Source organism: Desulfothermus naphthae (assembly GCF_054657475.1).
In genome coordinates this window covers 1812290-1837952 of record NZ_BAAHYQ010000001.1, presented here as the reverse complement: position 1 = coordinate 1837952, position 25663 = coordinate 1812290, and the positions used below count along the sequence as shown (strand labels likewise).

General features: G+C 33.1%; 27 protein-coding genes and 1 tRNA gene. 11 read left to right on the top strand and 17 right to left on the bottom strand.

From position 1 onward, the window contains the following. The first annotated feature begins 20 nt into the window (after positions 1 to 20). From ACYQ1E_RS08895 to ACYQ1E_RS08880, 4 genes are read left to right on the top strand one after another with little or no spacing between them, the layout of a single operon-like run. Positions 21 to 1484, top strand: a complete 1464-nt coding sequence (locus ACYQ1E_RS08895; RefSeq protein WP_459878085.1) for an acetate--CoA ligase family protein — start codon at positions 21 to 23, stop codon at positions 1482 to 1484. A gap of 29 nt (positions 1485 to 1513) precedes the next feature. Continuing rightward, positions 1514 to 2158, top strand: a complete 645-nt coding sequence (locus ACYQ1E_RS08890) for an acetate--CoA ligase family protein (RefSeq protein ID WP_459878082.1) — start codon at positions 1514 to 1516, stop codon at positions 2156 to 2158. Continuing rightward, positions 2151 to 2636, top strand: coding sequence for a GNAT family N-acetyltransferase (locus ACYQ1E_RS08885; protein WP_459878079.1), 486 nt, complete (start codon positions 2151 to 2153; stop codon positions 2634 to 2636). Before ACYQ1E_RS08890 ends, ACYQ1E_RS08885 begins: the two co-directional genes overlap by 8 nt. After that, entirely contained in the window at positions 2594 to 3571 is a 978-nt protein-coding gene (locus tag ACYQ1E_RS08880; RefSeq protein ID WP_459878076.1) for a M20/M25/M40 family metallo-hydrolase, read from the top strand. Before ACYQ1E_RS08885 ends, ACYQ1E_RS08880 begins: the two co-directional genes overlap by 43 nt. A gap of 385 nt (positions 3572 to 3956) precedes the next feature. On the opposite strand, the gene dapF is transcribed toward ACYQ1E_RS08880, so the two are convergent. From dapF to ACYQ1E_RS08795, 17 genes are all read right to left on the bottom strand, one after another. Beyond that, positions 3957 to 4808, bottom strand: coding sequence for a diaminopimelate epimerase (gene dapF / locus ACYQ1E_RS08875; RefSeq protein WP_459878073.1), 852 nt, complete (start codon positions 4806 to 4808; stop codon positions 3957 to 3959). A gap of 53 nt (positions 4809 to 4861) precedes the next feature. Continuing rightward, positions 4862 to 5137 carry an HU family DNA-binding protein gene (locus tag ACYQ1E_RS08870; RefSeq protein ID WP_459878070.1) on the bottom strand — a complete coding sequence of 92 codons (276 nt, stop codon included), beginning with the start codon at positions 5135 to 5137 and terminating at the stop codon, positions 4862 to 4864. A 100-nt stretch (positions 5138 to 5237) separates the two neighbouring features. Beyond that, on the bottom strand, positions 5238 to 6050 hold the full coding sequence (locus ACYQ1E_RS08865) for a MinD/ParA family protein (protein WP_459878067.1): 813 nt from the start codon (positions 6048 to 6050) through the stop codon (positions 5238 to 5240). Positions 6051 to 6068: 18 nt separating this feature from the next. After that, a complete protein-coding gene (locus ACYQ1E_RS08860; protein WP_459878064.1) occupies positions 6069 to 6917 on the bottom strand; it encodes a GGDEF domain-containing protein in 849 nt (282 codons plus the stop codon). Beyond that, positions 6898 to 8026, bottom strand: a protein-coding gene (gene prfB, locus ACYQ1E_RS08855) for a peptide chain release factor 2 (RefSeq protein WP_459878061.1) whose coding sequence is annotated in 2 segments (ribosomal slippage) — positions 6898 to 7938 and positions 7940 to 8026 — 1128 coding nt in all. Because the reading frame shifts where the segments join, the coding sequence is not laid out codon by codon here. The genes ACYQ1E_RS08860 and prfB overlap by 20 nt, the downstream gene beginning before the upstream one ends. Beyond that, positions 7998 to 9518, bottom strand: coding sequence for an apolipoprotein N-acyltransferase (lnt, locus tag ACYQ1E_RS08850; RefSeq protein WP_459878058.1), 1521 nt, complete (start codon positions 9516 to 9518; stop codon positions 7998 to 8000). Before lnt ends, prfB begins: the two co-directional genes overlap by 29 nt. Before the next feature lie 6 nt (positions 9519 to 9524). Then, complete coding sequence (locus ACYQ1E_RS08845) at positions 9525 to 10385, bottom strand: hemolysin family protein (RefSeq protein WP_459878056.1); 861 nt, start codon at positions 10383 to 10385, stop codon at positions 9525 to 9527. 95 nt (positions 10386 to 10480) lie between these two features. Beyond that, the gene (locus ACYQ1E_RS08840) at positions 10481 to 11527 is read right to left on the bottom strand and encodes an AC76 family protein (protein WP_459878053.1); all 1047 of its coding nucleotides are present in this window, start codon (positions 11525 to 11527) and stop codon (positions 10481 to 10483) included. A 7-nt stretch (positions 11528 to 11534) separates the two neighbouring features. Beyond that, positions 11535 to 12749, bottom strand: a complete 1215-nt coding sequence (locus tag ACYQ1E_RS08835; RefSeq protein WP_459878050.1) for a M20 family metallo-hydrolase — start codon at positions 12747 to 12749, stop codon at positions 11535 to 11537. Positions 12750 to 12815: 66 nt separating this feature from the next. Continuing rightward, positions 12816 to 13100 carry a PxxKW family cysteine-rich protein gene (locus ACYQ1E_RS08830; protein ID WP_459878047.1) on the bottom strand — a complete coding sequence of 95 codons (285 nt, stop codon included), beginning with the start codon at positions 13098 to 13100 and terminating at the stop codon, positions 12816 to 12818. A gap of 130 nt (positions 13101 to 13230) precedes the next feature. After that, positions 13231 to 13680 (bottom strand): archease, encoded by a 450-nt coding sequence (locus tag ACYQ1E_RS08825; protein ID WP_459878044.1) that lies wholly within the window; start codon positions 13678 to 13680, stop codon positions 13231 to 13233. Next, on the bottom strand, positions 13673 to 15004 hold the full coding sequence (locus tag ACYQ1E_RS08820; protein ID WP_459878041.1) for a nicotinate phosphoribosyltransferase: 1332 nt from the start codon (positions 15002 to 15004) through the stop codon (positions 13673 to 13675). The genes ACYQ1E_RS08825 and ACYQ1E_RS08820 overlap by 8 nt, the downstream gene beginning before the upstream one ends. Positions 15005 to 15022: 18 nt before the next feature. Next, the gene (locus tag ACYQ1E_RS08815) at positions 15023 to 15580 is read right to left on the bottom strand and encodes a nicotinamidase (protein WP_459878038.1); all 558 of its coding nucleotides are present in this window, start codon (positions 15578 to 15580) and stop codon (positions 15023 to 15025) included. A gap of 92 nt (positions 15581 to 15672) precedes the next feature. Next, positions 15673 to 15746: transfer RNA gene (locus ACYQ1E_RS08810), tRNA-Pro, on the bottom strand. An 84-nt stretch (positions 15747 to 15830) separates the two neighbouring features. After that, positions 15831 to 17429 (bottom strand): dephospho-CoA kinase, encoded by a 1599-nt coding sequence (gene coaE / locus ACYQ1E_RS08805; protein WP_459878036.1) that lies wholly within the window; start codon positions 17427 to 17429, stop codon positions 15831 to 15833. Between the two features lie 17 nt (positions 17430 to 17446). Next, entirely contained in the window at positions 17447 to 18241 is a 795-nt protein-coding gene (locus ACYQ1E_RS08800) for a pseudouridine synthase (RefSeq protein ID WP_459878033.1), read from the bottom strand. Beyond that, a complete protein-coding gene (locus tag ACYQ1E_RS08795; RefSeq protein WP_459878030.1) occupies positions 18229 to 19272 on the bottom strand; it encodes a tRNA nucleotidyltransferase/poly(A) polymerase-related protein in 1044 nt (347 codons plus the stop codon). Before ACYQ1E_RS08795 ends, ACYQ1E_RS08800 begins: the two co-directional genes overlap by 13 nt. 98 nt (positions 19273 to 19370) lie before the next feature. Between ACYQ1E_RS08795 and ACYQ1E_RS08790 the strand changes: the two genes are divergently transcribed. The 7 genes from ACYQ1E_RS08790 to ACYQ1E_RS08760 all read left to right on the top strand — a co-directional run bounded on the left by ACYQ1E_RS08790 (position 19371) and on the right by ACYQ1E_RS08760 (position 25645). Beyond that, positions 19371 to 19859: an NUDIX domain-containing protein gene (locus ACYQ1E_RS08790; protein WP_459878027.1), complete on the top strand. Its 489-nt coding sequence runs from the start codon at positions 19371 to 19373 to the stop codon at positions 19857 to 19859. A 16-nt stretch (positions 19860 to 19875) separates the two neighbouring features. Next, a complete protein-coding gene (gene pdxA / locus ACYQ1E_RS08785) occupies positions 19876 to 20862 on the top strand; it encodes a 4-hydroxythreonine-4-phosphate dehydrogenase PdxA (protein WP_459878024.1) in 987 nt (328 codons plus the stop codon). A 218-nt stretch (positions 20863 to 21080) separates the two neighbouring features. After that, a complete protein-coding gene (locus ACYQ1E_RS08780) occupies positions 21081 to 22769 on the top strand; it encodes an AAA family ATPase (RefSeq protein ID WP_459878021.1) in 1689 nt (562 codons plus the stop codon). 157 nt (positions 22770 to 22926) lie between these two features. Beyond that, positions 22927 to 23430 carry an Rpn family recombination-promoting nuclease/putative transposase gene (locus ACYQ1E_RS08775; RefSeq protein ID WP_459878018.1) on the top strand — a complete coding sequence of 168 codons (504 nt, stop codon included), beginning with the start codon at positions 22927 to 22929 and terminating at the stop codon, positions 23428 to 23430. A gap of 6 nt (positions 23431 to 23436) precedes the next feature. Then, positions 23437 to 23598, top strand: a complete 162-nt coding sequence (locus ACYQ1E_RS08770) for a hypothetical protein (RefSeq protein WP_459878015.1) — start codon at positions 23437 to 23439, stop codon at positions 23596 to 23598. Between the two features lie 88 nt (positions 23599 to 23686). Then, on the top strand, positions 23687 to 25369 hold the full coding sequence (locus ACYQ1E_RS08765; RefSeq protein ID WP_459878012.1) for an AAA family ATPase: 1683 nt from the start codon (positions 23687 to 23689) through the stop codon (positions 25367 to 25369). Positions 25370 to 25525: 156 nt separating this feature from the next. Continuing rightward, positions 25526 to 25645 carry an Rpn family recombination-promoting nuclease/putative transposase gene (locus tag ACYQ1E_RS08760; protein ID WP_459878009.1) on the top strand — a complete coding sequence of 40 codons (120 nt, stop codon included), beginning with the start codon at positions 25526 to 25528 and terminating at the stop codon, positions 25643 to 25645. The last annotated feature ends 18 nt before the right edge of the window (positions 25646 to 25663 follow it).

The following is a 25663-nucleotide window of genomic DNA, read 5'->3' as shown; positions in this document are numbered from 1 at the left end:
TTGAAATAAAAGGATTTTCTATGAAAAACAATAAAAAAATAAACCATCCTTTAGATAAAATTTTAAATCCTCATTCAATCGCTTTTGTTGGTGCATCTTCTGATTATTCAAAAACCGGGACCCTACACCTACTTTCCTTAATAGCAACCTTTAAAGGGAAAATATATCCAATCCATCCCAGGGAAAGTAAAATATTAGGGCTTAAAGCATATAAATCTATAAAAGACCTCCCAGAAAAAGTGGATTTGCTTGTTGTTATGGTGCCCAATACTTCTGTACCAAAATTACTTATTGAAGCAGGCAAAAAGGGTATAAGACACGCAATTATAATTACTGCAGGTTATTCAGAAATGGGAGATAAGGGACACGAACTTCAAAAAGAAATAGACAGGATAGCCAGCCAATATCAGATCAGATATTTGGGACCTAATTGCATTGGAGGAGTAAATCCTGAAAAGGGCCTAAATACAACCTTTTTTGCAATTAAAAACAAACCTGGACACCTAGGAATAATATCCCAGAGTGGGAGTTTTGTAACTCAAACCCTTCACTATTTTTCAAAAATAGGTCTTGGAATCAGTAAGGCAATAAGCATTGGTAATCAAGCTAATATAGACGTTGTTGATTCTTTAGAATATCTTGGTCAAGACCCTCAAACCCATGCAATTGCCCTCTATATAGAAGGGATTAAAAGGGTTAGAGATTTTTTGAAAGTGGCAAAAACTATTACACCCAAAAAACCGGTTATAGCTCTTTATCCTGGGGGAACAAAGGCAGGAGCAAGGGCATCAATATCCCATACAGCAGCTCTGTCAGGTAGAGATGAATTATATGATGGACTCTTTAAACAGGCGGGCATTATCAGGGCAGACTCTGTAATTGGACTCTTTGATATGGGACTTGTTCTCTCAACTCAGCCATATCTTGAAGACAACAAAATATGTATTATAACAAACTCAGGAGGGCCAGGAGCATGTTTAGCTGACCATTGTGAACGTCTAGGACTAAATGTTCCTCAATTATCCGAAGAGACTCAAAAAATTATATCAAAAATTACACCCTCTATCTCAGCAGTGAAAAATCCAATTGATGTGACAATGAGCTTTGATTATGAATTGTTTATGTATAAATTGCCCAAAATTATATTTGAAAGAGAAGATATAGGAGGCATTATTATTTATGGTTTATTTGGACCTATTCACATAAGGGATAAAATGAATAGTGTCAAAAATAAAATAAAGGAGATACCAGAACAATTAATAGAATCTACTGAACAATATTGCATAGAAATTTGTAATAAACTCATAAAATTGAAAAAAAGTATAAACAAACCAATTATTTTTGCTTCTTTAACAGGTCCAGAAGACCCCCCAATAAAATATTTACAAGATAATAATATTCCTGTGTTATTAGGTATGAAAAGACCTGTTGTATGCATGAAAGCACTGTGGGATTACAGGAATATTAGGACTAATATTATATAAGTACAACTATAAAATTTAAGGACAATTAAATGAAAAAACAAAAAATATTATCAGAATATGAGAGCAAAAACATATTAAGAGAACAAGGTATTTTAGTTTGTAAGGAAATCCTGGCAAAAGATTTTACCGAGGTCAAAAAAGCAATAAAAGAAATCGGTTATCCAGTTGTGTTAAAGCCATGTTTGACTGGTCTTGTCCATAAGTCAGAACATAATGTTGTGTTTTTAAATGTAAAATCAGAAGAGGAAGCAGAAAATGCTTTTAATTTCATAAAAGATAAGTTTCCTGAAGCAGAAATTCTAGTTCAGGAAATGGTGAATAACCAGCGAGAGGTGGTAATTGGTTTTATTAGAGACCAGATTATGGGACCATGTGTTATGTTTGGCCTGGGAGGAATTTTTACAGAAATCTTAAGAGATGTGACTTTTAGATTGGCTCCAGTAAGTTTCAAAGAAGCAAAGATGATGCTCCAGGATATTAAATGTAAAAAGATTCTTGAAAATGTAAGGTCCCTGGTAGAAGTGGATAAAAATGCCCTTAGTGATATTATTGTAAAAGTATCTAATCTTGGAGTAAAAAATAGTAATATCCAGGAAATAGACATAAATCCCATTTGTTTTAATGACCACGGTATCCCTATAGCTGTAGATTGTACAGTAGTTTTAAATGAATAATAAGAATATGTTAATAAGACAGGTAAAATTTGAGGATATAGAAAATTTTGTTGAAACATATATGAAAGCTTATGAAGATTTTGATGATTACAAATATCATACTAAAAAAGAGATTAGAAAATACTTTAAATGGCTTTATAATAGAGATAAAGAAGGATTTTTTGTAGCTGAAGAAGGAGATAAAATTGTTGGATTTGTTGCCGCAGATGCAAATTGGATAAATTTAAAAGGAGAAAAAATTTTAGAGATTCACGAAATTTTTGTATTAAAGGAATTTAAAAGAAAAGGAGTAGGAGATAAATTATTAGAAAAAGTCTTAAACTACGGCATTAAACAAGGAAGAAAAGCAGTCGAACTATGGGTTGGCAGGACTAATTATGACGCTATCAATTTTTACAAAAAATTGGGCTTTAAAAAAATTGGAGAAAAAGGAAAATGGCTGAAAATGAGAAGATCATTAATTTGTTGCGAGAACTAGTGGAGATAGAATCTCCTAGCAAAAAAGAAGATAAAATTATTATTTTTGTTAGAGACTATTTAAAAAATTTAGGATATGATGTGGTTGTGGGAAAAAATTATATTGCCACTAAGTCTAACTCAGATATAATTGTAGCCACCCACTTAGATACAGTTCCCATAAGAGAAAAATATAGTGATGATGGAGAGTATGCCTATGGTACAGGGGTGTGTGATGCCAAGGGCAGTGTGGCAGCTATGCTTCTGGCTGCTGAGAACAATCTAGATTATACCCTTGTTTTTTTATGTGATGAAGAAGAGGACGGGCTTGGATCTAAAGAATTTATTAATTGTTGGGACCAAGGTAAATATGCTATTATAATGGAACCAAGTGATTTAAAAATAGCATCTAAACATTGGGGGAATTTTGAACTTACTGTGAGAGTACAGGGAAAACAAGCTCACGGATCCCTGCCTGAAAAAGGAGTTAATGCTATAGATAAGGCGTGGGAATTGTACAATAAACTTAAAGGACTAAATTTAAATATTAATCCGTTAAAAATTAGTGGAGGTTCAGAAGAATATGTAATTCCTGATCATTGCGTAATAAAGTTTGAGTTTTTTTTAAAACCAGAGGAAAAATTTTCTAATTATGTAGACAAATTTAAATTTTTAAAGAATTTTGGTGAATATGAAATAGATCATGTATATGAAGGATGTATAAGTGGGAAAGTAACCCACTATCTTGAACAGGCATTGATTGATGCTAAATTACCAGTGAGATATACAACTATAAAATCATGGACAGATGCATTAAATTTAAAAGAAAAATTTGATGTAGTAGTTTGGGGACCTGGTGAGCTTTATCTTTGTCACACCAAGGAAGAGAGAATTAAAATTAAAGACATTAAAAAGGCATCAGAAGTATTGGTTTGTTTAAACCAATGTAGGTTGTAAGATCATCTCTTTAAACCTTCTCAACCCATCTAAACTGGTTATCATTTTAATCTTTCTTGCGGGTAGAAGGATAAGCCAGTTTTTGTTAATTTCCTTCCTTTTGTTGAAAGGATAAGTCAGCCACACAAAAAAATGAGGAGTTCAATTATTTGAACATTTATCATCTAAACAATATATGAATTCTTATCCAAAAATTTCTTGTTTTTTAAATATTTTCAAAAAAAGTCGCTTAAAAACCGGTTAAAAATTTTTAACCAATTTAAATTAAAAAATCCTTAAATATATAAAAAATTACATGGCACCAAAATTGCTAAAAGAAAAAATAAATACCTTCCTCCTTTTGCGAAAGCCAGGCTTATACCTCTTTTGGCCTGGCTTTAAAATTTTACAACCCTATTTCTGCAAGATTTAATTTGCCTTCATAAACAAGGGTGGCTCCTCCTGTTAGATAGAGGGTGTCTTTACTTCCTATAGTAATTAACAATTTCTCACCACCTGCGGTAATTACTGGAATTTCTTTTTTTTGTAAAAGTCCCAATTTGTAGGCAATAAAAGCAGAAGCAGCTGCACCAGTACCACACGCATAAGTCTCGGCCTCAACCCCTCTTTCATAAGTTCTTATGTGTAAAACACCATCATTTGATATTGAAACAAAATTGACGTTAGTTCCCTGGGGCTGAAATTTTTCATGAAATCTTATTTTTGACCCCAAAACCGGAACATTTATCTCACTTAAATGTTCAAAAAATAACACCACATGAGGAACGCCTGTATTTACAAAATGTACTTTATAAAACTGGTCAGCTATTTCTAAATCTATATCTTTCTGAAAATCTTTTGGATTGGTTAGTTGAACCTTGACGCTTTTTTTATCTTCAAAGACCTCAGCCTCTATTAATCCTGCATCTGTCTCAAAAACATGTTTTTTGGGTGCTATTCCCAGTTTAAATGCAAGCCTGGCTGCACATCTAGATCCATTTCCACACATCTCAGCTCTTGAACCATCAGAATTGTAAAAATGCCACCTAAATGATGCCTCGGGGTAAGACATTCTTTTTTTAGTTAAAAAGATCAATCCATCTGCACCTACACAAAATTTTCTCATGCATAACTGTGTTGCCCACTTTTCCATGTTCAAATCCATCAATTCAGGGCACCCATCCATATATATTAAAATAAAATCATTTCCACTTCCATGCATTTTGTAGAAGGTAATTTGCCCATTAAACTCCATCATCTCTCCTCTATTAATAAATTTTTTTCTCGTTATTTAACTTTAATTATATTTGCTCAGGAGTTTAGGAACTCCCTTAATTCTCTACCCACCCTGAAAAAGGGGAGCCTTTTTGGCTTAACTTCCACCTGTTCACCTGTACTGGGGTTTCTGCCAACATACCCATCATACTCTTTAATTTTAAAACTACAAAACCCTCTAATTTCAACTCTCCGTCCTTGCTTTAAAGCCTCTTTTATTGAATCAAAAAAAGTATTTACGATAATTGTTGCATCTTCTATTGATAGGTCCTTCTTTCTTGCAAGTGCCTTTATTAATTCACTTTTATTCATTTTCTCCCCCTTTGTTTTTGTGTTTAATTATGAATTCAATACGTTAATGTATTTTATGCAAAATTATATTGAGTTGGTCAAGTACTATATTTAGTATTAATTAATTTTTCTTTAATATATCTAAATTGAAAGGGAGGGTAAGTTCGGGGACTAATAATTCACGATACTTTTTTACCTTCATGGCAATCTCCTCTATGTTCTTAGACGCGCTTGAATCTCTTTTAAACTTAAATAAAGGAACTTGATTTACAACAGCCATTGGAACCGCAGGATCTTCATTTATTACTCCAAGAAGGTTTATTTTGATGCCAAGAAAATTTTTACAAGCCATTTTTAATCTTTGAAAAGTTGTTGTTCCTTCTTTTTGATTTTTAACCATGTTTACTATAATAAAAAAGTCTTTGATATTGTGTTTGTTTTTTAAAACCTTAATTAATGCATACCCATCTGTTAAAGATGTTGGTTCAGGGGTAATTATTATGATTTTAAATCTACTAATAGCTGCTAAGTTTATTACTGTGGAATTTATACCGGCCCCTAAATCTAAGATTAAGAAGTGATATTTACTTAAAGAAGTGTTTAATTTTTTAAAAATAATGGTTTGAATATCATTATCCCATTCCACAAGTTCTGGAACCCCTGAGGCAGCTGGTAAAAACTCCAGTCCTTCTTCAAGTGTAATTAATACATCTTCTACCTTGGTATCCTGGCCAAGCAAATATTCTAAATTCTTTTCAGGAGTTATTCCAAGAAGGATATCAAGGTTGGCCAGGCCAAGATCACAGTCAATTAAAAGGGTAGGAGCTTTCATATTATTTAAGGCGTACGCTAGATTTAATGCAATATTGGTTTTCCCTACCCCCCCTTTTCCGCTTAATATTGATATGCTCAAACTTTTTTTTGAATCTTTCATATCTCTTAATATTTGTTATTATTTAGTTTTTCCAAATAAAAAATTTTTTTCCTCTGAATTAACCCGAACCATATTTTCTACAGACGTAAGGTCAATGTCCACAATTCCTGCTGACACTAATTTATCTTTTCCTTTATTTTTTGCCTCATATAAGGCCTTGTCAGCTTGTTTTAACAAAAGTTCGGGTTCTATTTTTTTTCTACCCTTATAACAGCAAAGTCCAATGGAGCATGTTACTCTAAAAACACCATGTTCTTTGCTTACAAATTCTATATTTTTAATTGAATTTCTTATTCTCTCACCAGTTATTTCTCCTTGAACCAGCGAAGTAGAGGGAAGCACTATCACAAACTCTTCTCCTCCATATCTTCCAATAGAATCGCTTTTTCTACACTGTTTTTTTAAGGTATTAGCAACTTCAATAAGCACTTTATCTCCAACATCATGTCCCATAGTATCATTAATTTTTTTAAAATCGTCTAAGTCTATAAATAAAATACACAGGGGCTGTCTTGTTCTATAACATCTTTCTGTTTCTATGGTAATAATCTCATTTAACTGTTTTCTATTCAGCAAACCAGTGAGGGGGTCTTTTTGAGCAAAAGCTTTAAGTTTTTCCAAATTTTCAAAAAGTGAGATCAGGGTAGGCGTAATATCCCCATTTAAAGATAAGACATTCCACTCGTACAACAGGTTTTTCTCCAATATTCCCTTTATTTCTTCTATAGAGCTTCCACAGGCAGGACGAAAAATTACCACCCCATGTTTTGAGCTTAGGCCATTTTTCGATATAATTTCATCCAGTGTCTTCTGGATGAACTTTAATTCTTCTTCTATTTTATTTACACTACCTTCTTTTTTGTCCATGGATATACAGCAAATAACTCCTTATAAATTTATCTAAATCTCCATCCAGGACACTCTCTACATTACCCTCTTCCACATTGGTCCTGTGATCTTTTACAAGTCGATAGGGCTGTAATGTGTATGTCCTGATTTGTGAACCCCAGGCAATAGCACTTTTTTGAGAATATTCCTTTTGTCTCTCTTGTTCTATTTTTTTTAATTCCCGCTCATAAAGTCTTGCTTTAAGTATTTTAAGTGCTATTTCTTTATTTCTGAATTGTGATTTTTCGTTTTGACACTGAACCACTATTCCTGTTGGAATGTGGGTTATTCTTACAGCAGAACTGGTCTTATTTACCGATTGTCCACCAGGTCCCCCAGCTCTGAACACATCTATCCTCAAATCCTCTTCCTTTATTTCAATTTTTATCTCTTTATTTGCTTCTGGATAGACATCTACAGATGCAAAGGAGGTATGTCTCCTGCCTGATGCATCAAAAGGAGATATTCTGATCAACCTGTGTATCCCCTTTTCCCCTTTTAAAAGCCCATAGGCATAAGGCCCTTCAATAGATATTGTGGCGCTCTTAATTCCCGCCTCATCACCAGGGAGTATGTCTAATTCTTGAACCTTAAATCCCTTATCTTCAGCCCACCTTTTATACATCCTAAGCAGCATCTGGGCCCAATCCTGGGCCTCTGTACCTCCAGCCCCAGGGTGTATTTCTAAAATTGCGTTATTTTTATCTTGTTCATTTGACAAAAGTGTTTTTAATTCAAAATCATCCAATACTTTCTTAAAGTGATTTAATTGCTCTTCTGCAACCTGTAAGATCTCTTTACTTTGATCATCTTCTGCAAGTTCAAACCACTCTTCCATATTAGATTTTGCCTGCTCGAGTTCATCTATTGCATTCAATTCCGACTCTAGCCTGGATTTTTTTTGCATAAGGGACTTGGTTTCTTCAGGATTTGACCATAATTCTGGCCTTGATAATTTTTTATCTATTTCTTTTAATTCTAACCTTAAAGGTTCTACGTCAAAGACGCCCCCTTAAAGTGGAGTATTTTTCTAAAATTAAATCTTTTTGCCTTTTTAGTTCAGGAAGTTGTATTAGTTTTTCTTCCATCTTTTGACCCACATTTTTTTAATTTTATGGTTAATGAAATTACACATAATAAAATAGTTAAAACTTTAAATAGACTATGATATTTAACATAAAAAGTATGACCTTGAAACAAAGACACTTTGCCTTTTAAAAATCCTTCTTTATTTAATGGGAGTTTTTTTACGATCTCACCTCTCGGTGAAATTATAGCAGAAATACCGCTGTTAGTAGCCCTAATTATGAACTTACCAGTCTCAATGGCCTTGAGAACTGCCTGATTCAAATGCTGATAAGGGCCTGATGAATTTCCAAACCAGGCATCGTTACTTATATTTACAATTATATGGGCATTGTTTATATCCAACTTGGAAACCAAATCTGGAAAAATTATTTCATAGCAAATTAAAGTCCCAATGGCAAGGTCTTTAAATTTAAGAGGTTTTAAATCTTTTCCCCTGCTAAAATCCCCTGGACCTTCTACTATCTTACCCAGAAATCCAAAAACATTACCAAATGGGATGTATTCCCCAAAAGGGACCAGGTGCACCTTGTCGTAATAATCTACAATTTTTCCATTGTATATTAAATAAGCTCTATTATACCATCTTACTTTAACCCTGTCTATTTTATAAGCAGGTGCTCCAGTTATTAAAATTATTTTTTTCTGTCTAGTATAATTTAACAATTTATAACTCAAATAGTTTCTTTCTTGAATATAAAATGGCATTGCTGTTTCTGGCCAAATTACCAGTGTATTTTTATCATTACTAGTTCCCAGAGCTTTGTTTGTTAATTTTATATATTTTTTTAAAGTACCTTCTTGATATTTTTTATCCCATTTTTCATATTGATTAATATTTGCCTGAACTATTATACATTTTATTTTTTTGGTGGGAACTATATTCTTATTATACAAGAAAAATCCCCATAAATATATTAATAAAATAGTTAATATTGCAACAATAGGAGGAATTATTTTTCTATTTTTTAATTCATATAGCCATACAGCTACAACAATAATAATTCCCGCAAATAAAGTCTCTCCCATTATTTTTATAGGTTGAATAAATTTGGTATAATGTGAGAGTGCCTGAGTTATATTCAGCCATGGAAACCCAGTTAAAAAATATGCCCTTATATATTCCAGAGAAGACCAACTAAGACCTGCAATTATTCCCTTAATAAACCAATTACTTGTTTTTATAAAAAACAAGATTCCTCCGAATATCCCTGAGTAGATTCCAAGATACAATCCAAGTAAAATTGGGCAGGCTAAAGCAATCAATATAGGAACATTAGAAAAAGTATAAACCGGATATGCCACCCAATAGAGGCATAATGAATAGACAATGGCACCTGTAAACCAGGATGTCTTTATTGAATCTTTTAATTTATTGGATTCATTGCTAATATGAACAAATAAAATGGGATATAAAATTACCAAAAAACCAATTTGTAAAAAGGGATTTCCAAAACCTAGATAAGTCGCAATTATGCATAATAGATAAAACATTTTTAGTCATTCTTGTGATGGGTGCTCAAAATTGCAAGAGGCATCTTGTGCCTTTTCTATGGGATATATTAATATTGAGCCAATACGTCTCTCATCTGCTTCTTTTATTTGAAAATTATATCCTTTAACTTTTATGATTTCCCCCACCTTTGGAATTCTTCCTATCAGTTCAGTCAAATATCCGCCAATGGTTTCAACAAACTCAGATTCTAAATCTATCCCCACTTGCTCTTTTAGGTCTTCTAGGGATGTCCTTCCTGAGACCAGACAAGAAGAATCTTCTAACATCTGGATCTCTTCCTCTTTAGGTGTATCGTATTCGTCCTCAATTTCCCCAACTATCTCTTCTAATATATCTTCCAGAGTAATCAGACCTGAAGTGCCACCATATTCATCAATTGCTATGGCAAGATGTTGTTTTTTTGACTGAAATTCTAGTAACATATCCTTTACATTTTTTGTTTCTGGCACAAATAAAGGTGGTCTTAAAATCTCTTTTAGTGTACCATTTTTTTTGTTTATAAGGATAGGGAGCAGGTCTTTAGCATGAATTATTCCGATTATTTGATCTTTGTTTTTCCTGTATATTGGAATTCTGGAATGTCCATTTTTTATTATTATATCCGCAACTTCTGTAATTGTAGCATTTTCTTCCATGCAATCAATATCTGTTCTTGGAATCATAATTTCGTAGACTTTCTTATCTCCAAGCCTTAAAAGACTCTTTAACATATAAGCAATGTCCTTGGGAACTAGGTTATTTTCTTCTGCTTCTTTAATTAATTGTTCAATAGATTGGATCTCTCTACTTCCTGTAAATATACTCTTTATTGTATTCCAGAATTTTCCTTCAGATCCATCTTCCACAGATATTTACCTCCTTTTTTCATCACATAAATGTTATAACTACCTTTAACCATAGAAAAAAGACCTACAATAAAAATATTGCATCGTGATTTTAATTATTGTAATCCCTTTCTAATTAAAGATAAATTCTTTAAAAACACCCATCTAGCTATATATTCCTGTCCTTCATCTTCTTTAATTTCTTTCCAGTTAATAATGTTGTTTTTCTTAGGGTCAATAAAACCCTCTTTGATAAATTGGAGTCCTATTTCAATGTCTTTAGTTATGTAATCTTCATTGTGATTTTTTACCTGGCATAGAAGGAAAATATTTATTTTTCTTTTTTCAATAAAAAATGATAAAAAAATTAGAATAAGAGGAGGATTATCAACATCAAAACCAATTTCTCTTTTGAATTGACGAGTAATTTTCAGCCTGATTCCCCCAGCAGAAATATTGACGATTGATATTGGATAGGAAATATCTTTTTCGTTTTTGTTAGATTTTTTATATTCAAAAACAGGTTCTGGCAAGTCATAGACACTATTTATTTTATCTTGGTTGTAAAAAAAATATATAACAACCTTTTCAAAATCATTATTACGAGCTTCAATCCTAAAGTGCCTTCTCTTTTGTTTTATTTCCAGTATATCAGGTAATTTAACCACTATAAAATGGTAATTAGACTTTGAAAAAAAATATAGCATTTCAGATTCAAAATAATAATAATTTTTAACTCCTGGTCTTCTACCTGAAATACTAAAGTAGACATAAACAGGTCTCTTATTCCATTCTTTTGTAGGGACAATATTTGCGGGAAGTTCCAAGATAATAGAATCTTTCTTTAGTTCAACAGGACTACAATTGGAAAAAAATTTATGTTTTTTTGAAAAGCTGACCTCGAATTTACTTCGTTCATTTAAAGTCTGGTCAAAAATCCTTCTTATTTCTTCTCTATTTTTTATTGTAAAAGGATTTTTTAGTTCCAACTCTTTTTTTTGTTGATATCTTCTTTGTATAAGATAAAAAAAGATGCATAGAAGAACTACAATTAATATAATTTCCAAAATAAGGATAGTCGTACTCGACAATTCCCATTTGTTGTAAATAAAACTCTCGCTTATTCTAGCTAAATAACTTTTGGCAAGAATGTTTATTTCCATAAAAACATTACAGCAAAAGCCTTGCCATTACCTTGGCATCTTTTAGGGTATTTTTTATAGAAGAACATTCATTAGGCTGGTGTGCCGTCCCAAAGATTGTTGCCCAAACAGCAGCAGGGATATTATTTTTTCTGGGATAAACAGCCACTGTTCCTCCCCCTACACCCATAAATTTGGGACTTATGTTATATTCATCAAAAACTGCATCTGCCAATTTTTTCACAAATTCATTTTCTCTATCAGTTGGCGGGGAGCTTAAACCATGAATTGTTTCAAGGTTTATCTGAACACCATAATCTTTCTCTGTTTCACGAGAAATTTTTTTAATTACTTCTATTACTTGAGAAAGTTCATATGATGGCAGAATTCTGCAGTCCAGATAAAACACGTCTTTTCCTGGTATGGTATTTATATTAGGCACATTGGCTTCTTTTTTGGTTGGTTCAAATGTGGAGATTGGAGGGGAAAATAAAGGGTCTTGACTGTCAAATATTTTATAAAGTCTTCTTAGCCTCATAATGAGATCAGCAGTTGCTACAAGGGAGTTTATTCCCTTCTCAGGTGTAGAACCATGACACTGTTTTCCTAACACCTCTATTTTTAACCAGAGAACTCCCTTTTCGGCTATTTCAATTAAATCTGAATCTTTTGAACCAAAATCTGGTACTAAAAAACAATCTTTTTGAGTAAATAGATCTTTGTGATGTTCAAATAAAAACTCAAGGCCATATTTATTTCCAGTCTCTTCATCTGCAACCAGCAAAACCCCCATATTTACTCTAGGCTTGGTAGAAGTATTAATAAAGGCCTCAAGGGCAAGTATTGAAGATACTATGCCTTGATGATTATCTTCTACTCCTCTTCCATATATATAGTCACCTTGTTGACGCAAGACATATGGATCACTTTCCCATAAGGATAAATCACCTGGGGGCACAATATCTAGGTGGGACACTATCCAAATGGTTCTATCTGTCTCTTTGCCTGATAAAATAGCTGCAATATTTGGCCTTTTTTTTGACGGTACCCTTTTATCCTCAGCTGGAAGTTCTTTTATAATAAGGGATGAATATTTTTTCAAATAAGAAAGCAGGTATTCTGCTTTTTTTATTTCCCCTTCCCCCCCATTTTCAGGAGCTAATGCTGGCCGTGAGACCAAATTTTTTTGTAGCTCAATTACCCTTTGTTTTTGATTGTCCAAATAATTTAAAATATTTTCCATATATCCCTTTTATAAAATTTTAGATTATAGAAAAAAAAGGTCCCAAATAAGGGACCTTTTTAAAAATTATCTTCCCCGTGCTGCACGCTTTGAGGCCTTCAATGGGTTTAATTTAACCTGCCCACTCTTATCAATTTCAGCCTTCACATGAGTTGCAAAATTACATGCACCATTTCTCCATTTTGCCTTGGGCCTTGGATAGCTTGCACAATAACGCTCCCCTTCAAATTCAACAATCCTTTCACATCCTTCACATTTTTCAACAATTGGTTCTAAAATTATACCTTTAAATTTTAGACCTTGCTCAGTTTTTTCAGCACCCTGTAAATAATTTCCCTTTTTTTTAGCCATAGATAAAAAAACCTCCTCCATTTAATGCATCTGATTAATAGTAAATAGATATCTTTTAGAAAATATTTAGTCAAGTCAATGAAAAAGTAAACATGGGCATTGAAGATTATTGAACAATTTCTAAATCACATTACACATCAATAACACACTGGGCAACCCAAATTCCATTTTTTTGTTCTACCTTGGCCTCGCAATAAGTTGCCCCTTTTACTTCAACACCTATCTCACCTGTTTTTATGGGATAACCTCTTGCTTTACCCTTTAATTTTAAGCCTTCAATCTTTAATGAAAAATCAAAAAAAGCAAGAGAATTTATATCTGATTCTGCAATTAACGTATTTAAAAACCTTATAAATAGAGATGTTAAATCATTCTCTTCCAGTTCAAAAGTTATTTCTTTTATATCTAAATTTTCTTCAACTGGTTCACTTACTTGATACATGTAATAAAAAAGCGCTTTGGCTCCATTTACAAATGTCTCTTCAACACTTTTTCCATATCCCCTAATCCCAATATCAGCTCCATGATCAAAGGTCTCAAATCTCTTTACTTTGTCCTCTTGTCTACTCTTATTACCCATGATTTTCTTTCAGAGTTGTTTTTATTTTTTCCAGGCTAGGGCTAAACTTAACAGGATATACCATCTCGGATTTTTCTATTTTCTTTAAATCATCTGGCAGCATACTAAGTTCTTTTTTAACTCTCTCTCTTATAGTATTTAAATCTTCCACTGCTCCCTTTACAATTTTTCCATCTTCCATGAGCTTAATAATTAAGGGATTTCCAGGGAGAATTTCCTTATACATTGAAATAATATCTTCACTATATCTTCCTTCACTAATAAATCTATATACCTGTTTTTGGAAAGGAATTGTGGATTTTCCTTTTGATTTTTTGAATTTTCCCTCTCCTTTATATTCAGTTAATTTATATACAATATCTAAATAAGGGGCATCTTCAGATACTATTGCCTTTGTTCCTACTCCAAATCCATCTATTGGTGCATTTTCTTTTACAATTTCGTAAATTTTATATTCATCTAAACTTCCACTGACTATTATTTTGACCTTATATAGCCCTGCCCTATCAAGTATTTTTCTAATTTCTTTGGACGTAGTTATAATGTCCCCAGAATCTATCCTAATTCCAGTTATAAAAAATTTATCCCCTAATTTTTTTGAGAGTTTAATCACATTTTCTATTCCTTGATACACGTCATATGTATCTATTAACAAAACAGTATTGGGATATAATGAAGAAAAGGCTTCAAAGGCATCAAATTCAGTTGAATGAACCTGGATATAACTGTGCGCCATTGTGCCAGTAACAGGTATGTTATAAATCTTTCCAGCCAAAACATTACTGGTAGCACTCATCCCAGAAATATAAAAGGCCCTTGCTGCTTTTAGACCAGCATCTAATCCATGGGCACGCCTTGAACCAAAATCAACAACATTTCTATCTTGGGATACACTGCATATTCTCACTCCCTTTGATGCAATCATCGTTTGAAACTGTATCTGATTTAAGATATATGTCTCCAGTAATTGACATTGAATTATAGGGGCCTTTATTTCTAAAATAGGTTCATTTTCAAAAAAAACAGTCCCTTCTCTTAATCCATAGACATCACCTGTAAATTGAAGTTCCTTAAGAAAATCCAAAAATTCATCCTTAAAAAGACCTAAAGATTTTAAAAAGTCTATCTCATCTGATGAAAATTTAAAGTTTTCTAAAAAATTTAACACATCAACTAGGCCACAGGCTATTAAAAAATTTCTGTTTTTAGGTAATTTTCTAACAAATGTGCTAAAAACCGCCTCATCATCCAAATGTTCAAAAAAATATGCTTGAGCCATGGTAAGTTCATAGAGATCCACAAATAGGGGCCATCTATTATTCATTTTGTTCTCCACATCCAGTTAAATTATAATAACACCTTTATTTTTCATCTCTACTAGGGCTTGTTCTCCTGATTCCTTTGAAACTGGCATAGAGCCCTGTTTTATTAGAAAAGTTTGAAAACCATTTTTTATAGAATCAAGGGCTGTTTCTTTAACACAAACATCAAGTGCCAATCCTGCCACAAACACCCTTTTTATGCCTAATTTGTTGAAAATAGATGCAAGACCTGTATCATCAAAGGCAGAATATTGATCTTTGTCAAATCTAGTGCCTTTTGTCACAATAATGGCCTTTTTCGCTATCTTTAAATCAGGATGAAATTTAGCACCTTCTGTGTCCTGGACACAATGAGTTGGCCAAGGACCGCCATTTTCCTTAAAACTGGGATGCAATCTTGGATGAAAATCTCTAGAATAAAAAATATAGATATCTTGTTTTTCTGCCTGTTCTATGATTGGATTTAAAACAGGAACAACTTTATCTCCTTTTTCAATAGGAAGCTTTCCACCAGGGCAAAAATCTACTTGTATATCCACTAAAATCAACGCATCCTTAGGTTCAAAAACTATGTTCACACCACGCCCCCTTTAATCTTTATTGAAAAGATTCCAGAATTATTCTTGTACACAAAAAATTGTGCAAAAAAATAAAATAACTCTTTCAAAAATCGGGATGGTGGGATTCGAACCCACGGCCTCAGCGTCCCGAACGCTGCGCTCTGCCAGACTGAGCTACATCCCGTGACAATTCTTCTAAAAGTTTAGTTTACCATTAAAAAAAATTCAAGGAAAAGAAACTCAAAAATAAGAGATTCTCTCCTGTGAATTAAACTATATCCAGATGTTCTAATTCAAAAATTTTTGCTTTTACTTTTGATACCCTTATTTCCCTTAATAATCTCCGTAAATAGGCAACTTTTTTGTGGGTTTTCTCAAGGGTAGAAGAATTATCTATAATTATATCACAATGTCTTAATTTTTCCTTTTGGGGAAGCTGCCACTTATCTACTTCTCTTACCTGTGTCTTATTCCATCCCCTAATCTCTTCAAGCCTTTTTATACGAATCTCATTTGAGCAAAACACCCCAACAATAAGGTCAAATACTCGCTTCCCAGGATCTTTGTGCCATCCAGCCTCAATTAAAAGTGGAATTTCCAGTATAACCATATTCTTTGTTTTATTTTTTGATATAAACTCCATCATGTCCTCAAATACAATGGGATGGATTATTTGCTCTACTTGTGTTCTAAAATTTTCATCCTGACTCATATTCATAAATAATTTCTTCTTATTAACAATTCCATTTTGTTCATCCACAAACTCAAGACCAAAACTCCTTTTAATCATTTCATAACCAGAATTCCCTTTTCTATACAAAGTCTCAACAGCTTTATCAGCGCTCCAATAGGGAACACCACCTTTTGTTAATAATTTAGCTACCATTGATTTTCCGCAACCAACTCCACCTGTGACCCCCACAACCATTGGCCTTTTTTTTGATACATATAAAAGCACCCTGAAAAAGTCCTTTGGCACCTTTGATACAAATTTAAGTTCCCTATTTAAAATCGGATGTTTAAAACTTAGGTTCCATGAATGCAACATCTGTCTTTTTACCAGCCTGCTAATTATCTTATTTTCAATTTTTTTGCCCTTTGAATACAAAGGGTCTCCCAACACTGGATGCCCAATATGGGAAAAATGCACCCTTATTTGGTGTGTCCTGCCTGTTAATATCTCAACCTCAACCAAGCTCAGGTTATAATCTTTAAATTCATAAATAACCCTGTATCTTGTTATAGACTCTCTTCCTTCATCAGAATATACCCTCATCTTTGTCTTTGATCTATGATCTCTATCCATAAAAAATCTTAATTCTTCTTGTTTTTTCTCCAACACCCCCATAACTAAAGCCAGGTATTTTTTTTCTATTTTTCTTTTTGAAAATAGTCCTTGAAGGAGCTCTTGTGCTTTTTTTTGCAAAGCAACCACCATGAGTCCTGTAGTATCCCTATCCAATCTGTGGACAATTCCTGGCCTCTCACTATCTAATTCTTTTATTCGGGGAAATTTATATAAAAGATAATTTACAAGTGTTGGTTCTTTACAAGAAGGTGCTGGATGTGTAACAAGACCTTTAGGTTTATCTATTACAACTAGATAATCATCTTCATAAAGAATCTTTAAATTTCCTTGTACAGGTTTAATCTCATTATTTTCACATATAAGTACTTCTACTACATCTTTGTTGGAAATCTTTTGTGAAGGTTTTATTACTTTTTTTCTATTTACAAACACCTGTCCTTTTTCAATTAATTCTTTTACTCCCTGTCTGGAATAACCAAGATGACTTAATTTTTGGTGCAAAAATTTATCTATTCTAATAAATAGGTCTGTATTTGGTCTATATAGATATTTTTTCATAAAATTTTTATCCTAAGTTAGAATTCCTTTTTTATTTTTATTTTAAAGTCACTGCATTTAACCATAAAATTGTGTAAATACATTCTTGAGTTAAGAAATTTATCTCTTCCATATAAAGGATCACCAACAATTGGATGACCAATATAAGACAAATGTGCTCTAATTTGATGTCTCTTACCTTTTTTAATTGTTACTTCAACAAGGGTTTTATTTTCCTTTTTAAAAATTTTTTTTGGAATAATTTTAGTATGTCTATTAATATCATTGTCTGGTTCTTTGAACACAACCACTTTTTTTCTTTTACATTGATCAATTTTATTATTTACTATAACACTATTTTCTACTTTTCCATAAACAATGGCAATATATTTTTTTTCTATAGCTCCTCTATTTTGCAGGGCAAAATAGATCTCTCTGGATTTTTCTGAAAATCCAAAGAGCAAGATTCCACTGGTTAAAAAGTCCAATCTATTAAGCAAAAAAACCTTTTTATTATAAAATTTCTCTAATATATCTTCCATATTTGGGTTGTTTTTACCTCTGACTGAATGGACAAAAGGGGGTTTTAATGTTCCAAAGATTAAATCATTTCCTTTAATAACAAGAGGTTTTATATCAAAGGAGATATTTTGTTCTAAAATTTCAATCACATCTCCAGTCTTAATTATATTTTTCCTTTTTTTACAAACAATGCCATTGATGAGTACTCTTTTATCATTAATAATGTGCTTTATCCATCTAAGTCCTTTATTTGTATTTTGCCGCAAAAAATCATCCAGATAACTCTCTTTATCTGCTATTAATTTAACCATTTTTCAATCTCTTTAATCTGCATATTTTTTAAAATTTCTCCGGATTTAACACCAAGTCCTTTATATTTATCTGGAAGTTTAATTTTTTTCATTTTCATTAATAGAAGATTTACTTTATCCATATAGTTATTTTTTGTTATTTTTTCCATAACATAAAAAAAAGGTTCTACCAATTCCTGTCTATCCAGTATATATAATAAATCCCTAACCTCTTGTGGAGTTGCAGAAAAAAAATCTTTAGCTTTTAGATAATTTTTTAAAAAAATTATGCCGCTAGATATAAGCTTTTTTGAAAGACCAATTTTATTGCTCATGCCTTTAAATATTTTCAAAGCCTTATCTAAATCATCATAGTTTTCACCAAAACCATAAGCTAGGGCCATCCAACTACATATTTTATTTTCATTGCATATGTCTAATATTTTCATCCAATCTTTATTTTTATTTAGATAGACAAGTTCAGAAAACCAATAACCAGTTGCTCCAGTTTCCATTAGCAGGGCGAAAAAATTAGATGGTTTCTCAGCACATAAGGCCTTAAGCACTTCCTGAGCAACCCTTTCTTTTGATACTTTTTTCATAAGGTTTTCATCTCTACCAACTATTTTGAGGACTTCATATGAATATTGATCAATGGAAAAATCAGGAAACTGGGCATAAAACCTGGCTAGTCTGAGCACCCTTAATGGATCTTTTTTAAAATTTTCAAGGGATATAACCCTCAAAATTTTGTTTGCAAGGTCCTCTAGGGCCAAGGGATGGTGATAGAGTCTTTGGTCTTCATCTTCAGCCATTGCATTGATTGTCAGGTCCCTGGACATCAAATCGTCCATAATATTGTCATATTCAGATATAGTGTATTCGTCTCTTCCAACTAAATACACAGGTATTTTTTTACCCACCTTTTTTGCCCTGGGAAATCTCTTAAAAAATTCTACTTCAGTAGAGTCAAACACCACAAAATCCCTGTCTTTACATTTTTTTCCCAAAAGTTTATCCCTTACACAACCGCCAACCAGGTAAATTTTCATAATATTAATTGTCCTTAATTTTTAATTGAAAAAAAGCAAGACTCTATTTAAGATAAAATGAATTTATAAGAATAATCTATACCTTTGGAGATGTAAATATGAAGGATGTCATAATTTGTCCCAGATGTGGGAAAAATATAGAAGTTTACAAAAATCCACTCCCAACTGTGGATGTAATAATTTACACAGATAATAAAGAAGTCCTTTTAATTAAGAGGAAAAATCCTCCTTTTGGTTATGCCTTACCTGGCGGATTTGTAGATGTTGGAGAAACTCTTGAAGAGGCTGCTCTAAGAGAAATAAAAGAGGAAACAGGTCTTGAGATTGAAATAGAATCTGTCTTTGGGGTATATTCATCGCCAGATAGGGATCCAAGAAATCATACAATAACCACAGTGTTTATTGCCAGGTTTCCAAAAGGACAAACTCCCAGGGCTGGAGATGATGCAAAAGATTTGAACTTTTATCCTTTAAATAATCTCCCTAAAATGGCCTTTGATCATAAAATAATTTTAAAGGACTTTTTTGAACGTTTTAACATGCTTAAGAAAAATACAGTGTCCAAGGGAAAGAGTCTTTTTTTATAACTTAAGGAATAGTTTCATGATAATAATTACAATGGGAGACCCAAATGGTATAGGCCCTGAGCTAATATGCAGGGTCTTATCTAATTATAATTTCTTTAATGAAAATTTCCTTATAATAGGGCCTGAGATTTGTCTTAAATACTACTGTAATCTTTTTTCTATAGAAAAATTCTGGAGCAAAATAAAACACATTGATGAAGCAAAAAATGTAAGAGTGAGTCTTTATTCCAAAGGTTTAGATGATTTTCCTTTTACTCCAAAAGTTCCATCTAAAGAAAGCGGTTATATAAGTGGCAGGATATTGGAAATAGCCACTGAAATTTTAAAGGAAAATAGTTCATTTGCTGTTGTAACCTGTCCAATAAACAAAAAGTCTTTAATAGATGCTGGTTTTGATTTCCCTGGTCATACAGAGTTTTTTGCAAATAGATTTGGTCTGTCAAAAGAAGATGTGTGCATGCATCTTGCTGGCCCTAAACTCAGGGTCTCACTTGTAACCACCCATCCTCCCTTAAAAAGGGTTCCATATTTGATTACCAGAGATAAAATATTAAGGTGCCTTATGTTGACTCATGATTTGCTTACAAAAATAGGAGAGGATAAAAACCCTATTGGCGTTTGTGGTCTAAATCCCCATGCAGGTGAGGGAGGTAAGATTGGCACAGAAGAAGTAGAGATAATAAAGCCAGCAATAGAAGCTGCAAGAGAAAAAGGAATAAATGTCCAGGGTCCATATCCTGGTGACACTATATTTTATAGGGCCTATAAAGGAGAATTTTCAGCTGTATTGGCCATGTATCACGATCAAGGATTAGCTCCTTTAAAACTTGTTCATTTCAATGAATCTGTAAATATTACCCTAGGTCTGCCAATTGTAAGGACCTCAGTAGATCATGGAACTGCTTATGATCTAGTAGGGAAGAAAAAAGCAAAAACCACCAGTCTCAAAATGGCAATAAATCTGGCTATACAATTGAAAAAGTCTGAGAATCAGAGGTCTTAATCCCCACTCCATTAAGCGCAGCGTAAAGGGCGAGGGGGGTTGCCTATTTAGAGAGCAAGGTTGTGAGATCCTGTTCTTACCTCTGCTAAAGTTCTAGAATAAAGGACTTAACTAAATCTAAAATTCATTCTAAAAAAAGTGGGGATTTTTAATTGACTCTAACATTATAGAAAAGATGTGGTTATGTCTAAAAGATAAGAAATGCTCAGGAGCAAGTTATGAAAAAGAAAAAGATTCCTTATGGATTAAGCGAATTTAAGGAAATAAAGCTTGATAATTACTATTATGTTGATAAGACAAGGTTTATCCCAATAATTGAGGATCTACCAAGATACCTTTTCTTCATCCGTCCTCGAAGATTTGGCAAATCCCTCTTTATCTCAATGCTTCATTACTATTATGACGAAAACTGCAAAGATGAATTTGAAGAGATCTTTAAAGACACATGGATATTAAAGAACAGGACAGAGCTTCAGGGAGGATTCAAGATACTCAGGTTTAACTTTAGTGTAATCGATCCCACAAGATATAGAGATTCATTTAACAGCTACATAGACACAGTAATTTCAGAATTTGTAAAAAGCTATAATCTGAGTGTAGAACTAAAAGAAGAAGAACCGCTTGATAAACTAAACGAGCTATTTCTGAAAACAGAAGACAATGAATTAAACATCTACTGCCTGATAGACGAATATGACAACTTTGCAAATGAACTGCTTAGCAAAGAAAAAGCAGAATATGAACAGCTTGTAAAGGGACAGGAGTCAATATTTAAACACTTCTTTAAGATTCTGAAAAGCGCAACAGACATGAAAGGAGGGCCACTAAAGAGGCTCTTTATTACGGGAGTAACCCCAATGGTAATGTTTGATGTAACAAGTGGATTTAACATAGGAGATTTTGCAACAAACAATCCCAATCTTAACTCAATGCTTGGATTTACTAAAGAAGAAGTAGCTGAGATACTTGAATATTACGAGATAGAGCCAGATTTTGAACTTCTTAATAGCTGGTATAACAACTACAGATTTTCAGAAGATGCGGAAGAGAGGATATATAATTCAGACATGATATGGCACTATGTAAAGAGCTGGGTTTACACAGGAAAGCCACCAAAAGAACTTGGAGACCTGAACATAAGGACAGATTATGGGAAGCTTAGGTGGCTCGTTTACACAGGAAAAAAGCTAAATGGCAACTTCAATGTCTTGGAAAAAGTCATAAATGGAGAGACAATCACAACATCAAAGATAAAAGATGCATTCAGTGCATTTGAACTCATAGACGAAGACAACTTCATATCTCTTATGTATTATCTCGGGCTTTTGACAATAGAAGATAAAAAATTAAAACTTGAACTAAGACTTCCAAATAACACAATAAAGGAAATAACAGCAGAATACATAAAGAAGATACTGGAGAGCGGAAACATATTTAAGATAAATTTAAACAAATTTTCAGACAAATTAGCAGAATTTGCCTTAAATGGAAACCTGGAAGTATTCAGATTCTTAGGGGAAAAGATAAAAGAATCCACAAGCATAAGGGACTACATAAAAGGGGAACAGACAATCAAAGCCATACACCTTACCTACCTTAACCTGTGCGATTACTACTTTGTAATAAGTGAGCCAGAGCTAAACAAAAGATTTGCAGACATAGCACTATATCCAAGAAACCCCTATGTAGAATACTTTGCATTAATAGAACTGAAATACTTAAAAAGGACCCAAGAACATGCTTCACCCAAGCTACAAATCACAAAACTAATAGATGAAGCAAAGAGCCAGTTAGATGAATCAGAGCAGGATGAGAAGGTAAAACATTGGATAGCAAAGGGAAAAAAGCTAAAAAAGATTATCATTGTTTATCACGGCTGGGAGCTTGTATATTTAGAAAGTGTATAAAAAACTTAAGAGAGGATAACATGTCATCAATTCAGGTGCATGATAAATTCATAGATCATAGGTTATCTGTGATCTGTGTGGGTGATCTGTTGTCTGTAATCTGTTTTTATACTGATCACTCACACTGATCACTGACACCCATACACCTAAAGAAGACATGCGCAACCAAAGAGAGCTTAAGCCAATAATTCCAATAATACTTTATCATGGAAAACAAAAGTGGGATTTGCCAGAGAATTTTGTGGACTATTTTAATGTTTCCTCAGACATAAAGGAATATTTGCTACAGTTTAAATATATCTTAATTGACCTATCTACCTATAAAGATCAAGAATTCTTAGAGAAGTTAAATAGGAATGCGAGGTTGTATTCAGCACTATATGCATTAAAAAATATATTTGATGAACTGGATAAATTTCGTCCTTTGTTATTTCTAAAGATTGATAGAGAAGCAGTGTCTTTTATAATAGACTACATAGTAATGGCTAAGGACTATCCAGAAGAACAAATAAATCCATTATTAAAGGAGTTAGCTATGCCAACAATAGCAGAAAGATGGATACAAAAAGGTATTCAGCAAGGTATTCAACAAGGTATTCAACAGGGATTACTATTAGAGGCCCAGGAGATGCTATTAGAATTGCTTGAAGAGCGTTGGTGATGATCCTTGACACATGCCTATGCAGGAGCAGTGGATTGGACAATTGCAGATCTTTATGAATCAAGGCTTATGGGATTTTCCATGGGCTCAGGCATACAGGTGCTATCTGCAGCAACATCCCAGCAGTTTGCAAATGAAGGCTACAGAGGACATGGCCACTTCAAGTAACAAAAGGTGCACAAAAACCCATTACCATCAACTATGGAAAAGATGTGGTTATGTCTAAGAGGTAAAAAATACACAACAGGAGCAAGTTATGAAAAAGAAAAAGATTCCTTATGGTAAGAGTGAGTTCAGGGATATAAAATTGATGAACTATTACTATGTGGATAAGACAAGATACATCTCAATAATTGAAGATTATTCAGATTTTTTGTTCATCATCCGTCCTCGAAGATTTGGCAAATCCCTCTATATCTCAATGCTTCATTATTATTATGACGAAAACTGCAAAGATGAATTTGAAGAGATCTTTAAAGACACATTGATATTAAAGAACAGGACAGAGCTTCAGGGAAGATTCAAGATACTCAGGTTTAACTTTAGCGAAGTTGATGCAACAAGATATGAAGAAAGTTTTTATCATCACATAGATGTAGTTATTGATGAATTTGTAAAAAATTACAGACTTAATATTAAGTTTAAGACATCCAATCCATTAGAAAAATTAAGCGAATTATTCAGACAAGAAATAGAATTAAACATCTACTGCCTGATAGACGAATATGACAACTTTGCAAATGAGTTGCTGAGCAAAGAAAAGGCAGAATATGAACAGCTTGTAAAAGGACAGGAATCAATATTCAAACACTTCTTTAAGATACTTAAAAGCGCAACAGACATGAAAGGAGGGCCACTAAAGAGGCTCTTTATTACTGGAGTAACTCCTATGGTGATGTTTGATGTAACAAGTGGATTTAACATAGGAGATTTTGCAACAAACAATCCCAATCTTAACTCAATGCTCGGATTTACTAAAGAAGATGTAGCCCAGATACTTGAATATTACGAGATAGAACCAGATTTTGAACTTCTGGACAGCTGGTATAACAACTACAGATTTTCAGAAGATGCGGAAGAGAGGATATATAATTCAGACATGATATGGCACTATGTAAAGAGCTGGGTTTACACAGGAAAGCCTCCAAAAGAACTTGCAGACCTGAACATAAGGACAGATTATGGCAAGCTGAAGTGGTTAGTTTACACAGGAAAAAAGCTAAATGGCAACTTCAATGTCTTGGAAAAAGTCATAAATGGAGAGACAATCACAACATCAAAGATAAAGGATGCATTCAGCGCATTTGAACTCATAGACGAAGACAACTTCATATCCCTTATGTATTATCTCGGGCTTTTGACAATAGAAGATAAAAAATTAAAACTTGAGCTAAGACTTCCAAATAACACAATAAAGGAAATAACAGCAGAATACATAAAGAAGATACTGGAGAGCGGAAACATATTTAAAATAAATTTAAACAAATTTTCAGACAAATTAGCAGAATTTGCCTTAAATGGAAACCTGGAAGTATTCAGATTTTTAGGGGAAAAGATAAAAGAATCCACAAGCATAAGGGACTACATAAAAGGGGAACAGACAATCAAAGCCATACACCTTACCTACCTTAACCTGTGCGATTACTACTTTGTAATAAGTGAGCCAGAGCTAAACAAAAGATTTGCAGACATAGCACTATATCCAAGAAACCCCTATGTAGAATACTTTGCATTAATAGAACTGAAATACTTAAAAAGGACCCGAGAACATGCTTCACCCAAGCTACAAATCACAAAACTAATAGATGAAGCAAAGAGCCAGTTAGATGAATCAGAGCAGGATGAGAAGGTAAGATATTGGATATCAAAGGGAAAAAAGTTAAAAAAGATTATCATTGTTTATTACGGCTGCGAGCTTGCGTATTTGGAAAGCGTATAAAAACTTAAGAGAGGATAACATGTCATCAATTCAGGTGCATGATAAATTCATAGATCATAGGTTATCTGTGATCTGTGTGGGTGATCTGTTGTCTGTAATCTGTTTTTATACTGATCACTCACACTGATCACTGACACCCATACACCTAAAGAAGACATGCGCAACCAAAGAGAGCTTAAGCCAATAATTCCAATAATACTTTACCATGGAAAACAGAAATGGGATTTGCCAGAGAATTTTGTGGACTATTTTAGTCGATGCTTAAAAAATATATAATTTACTGAAAATACTTTA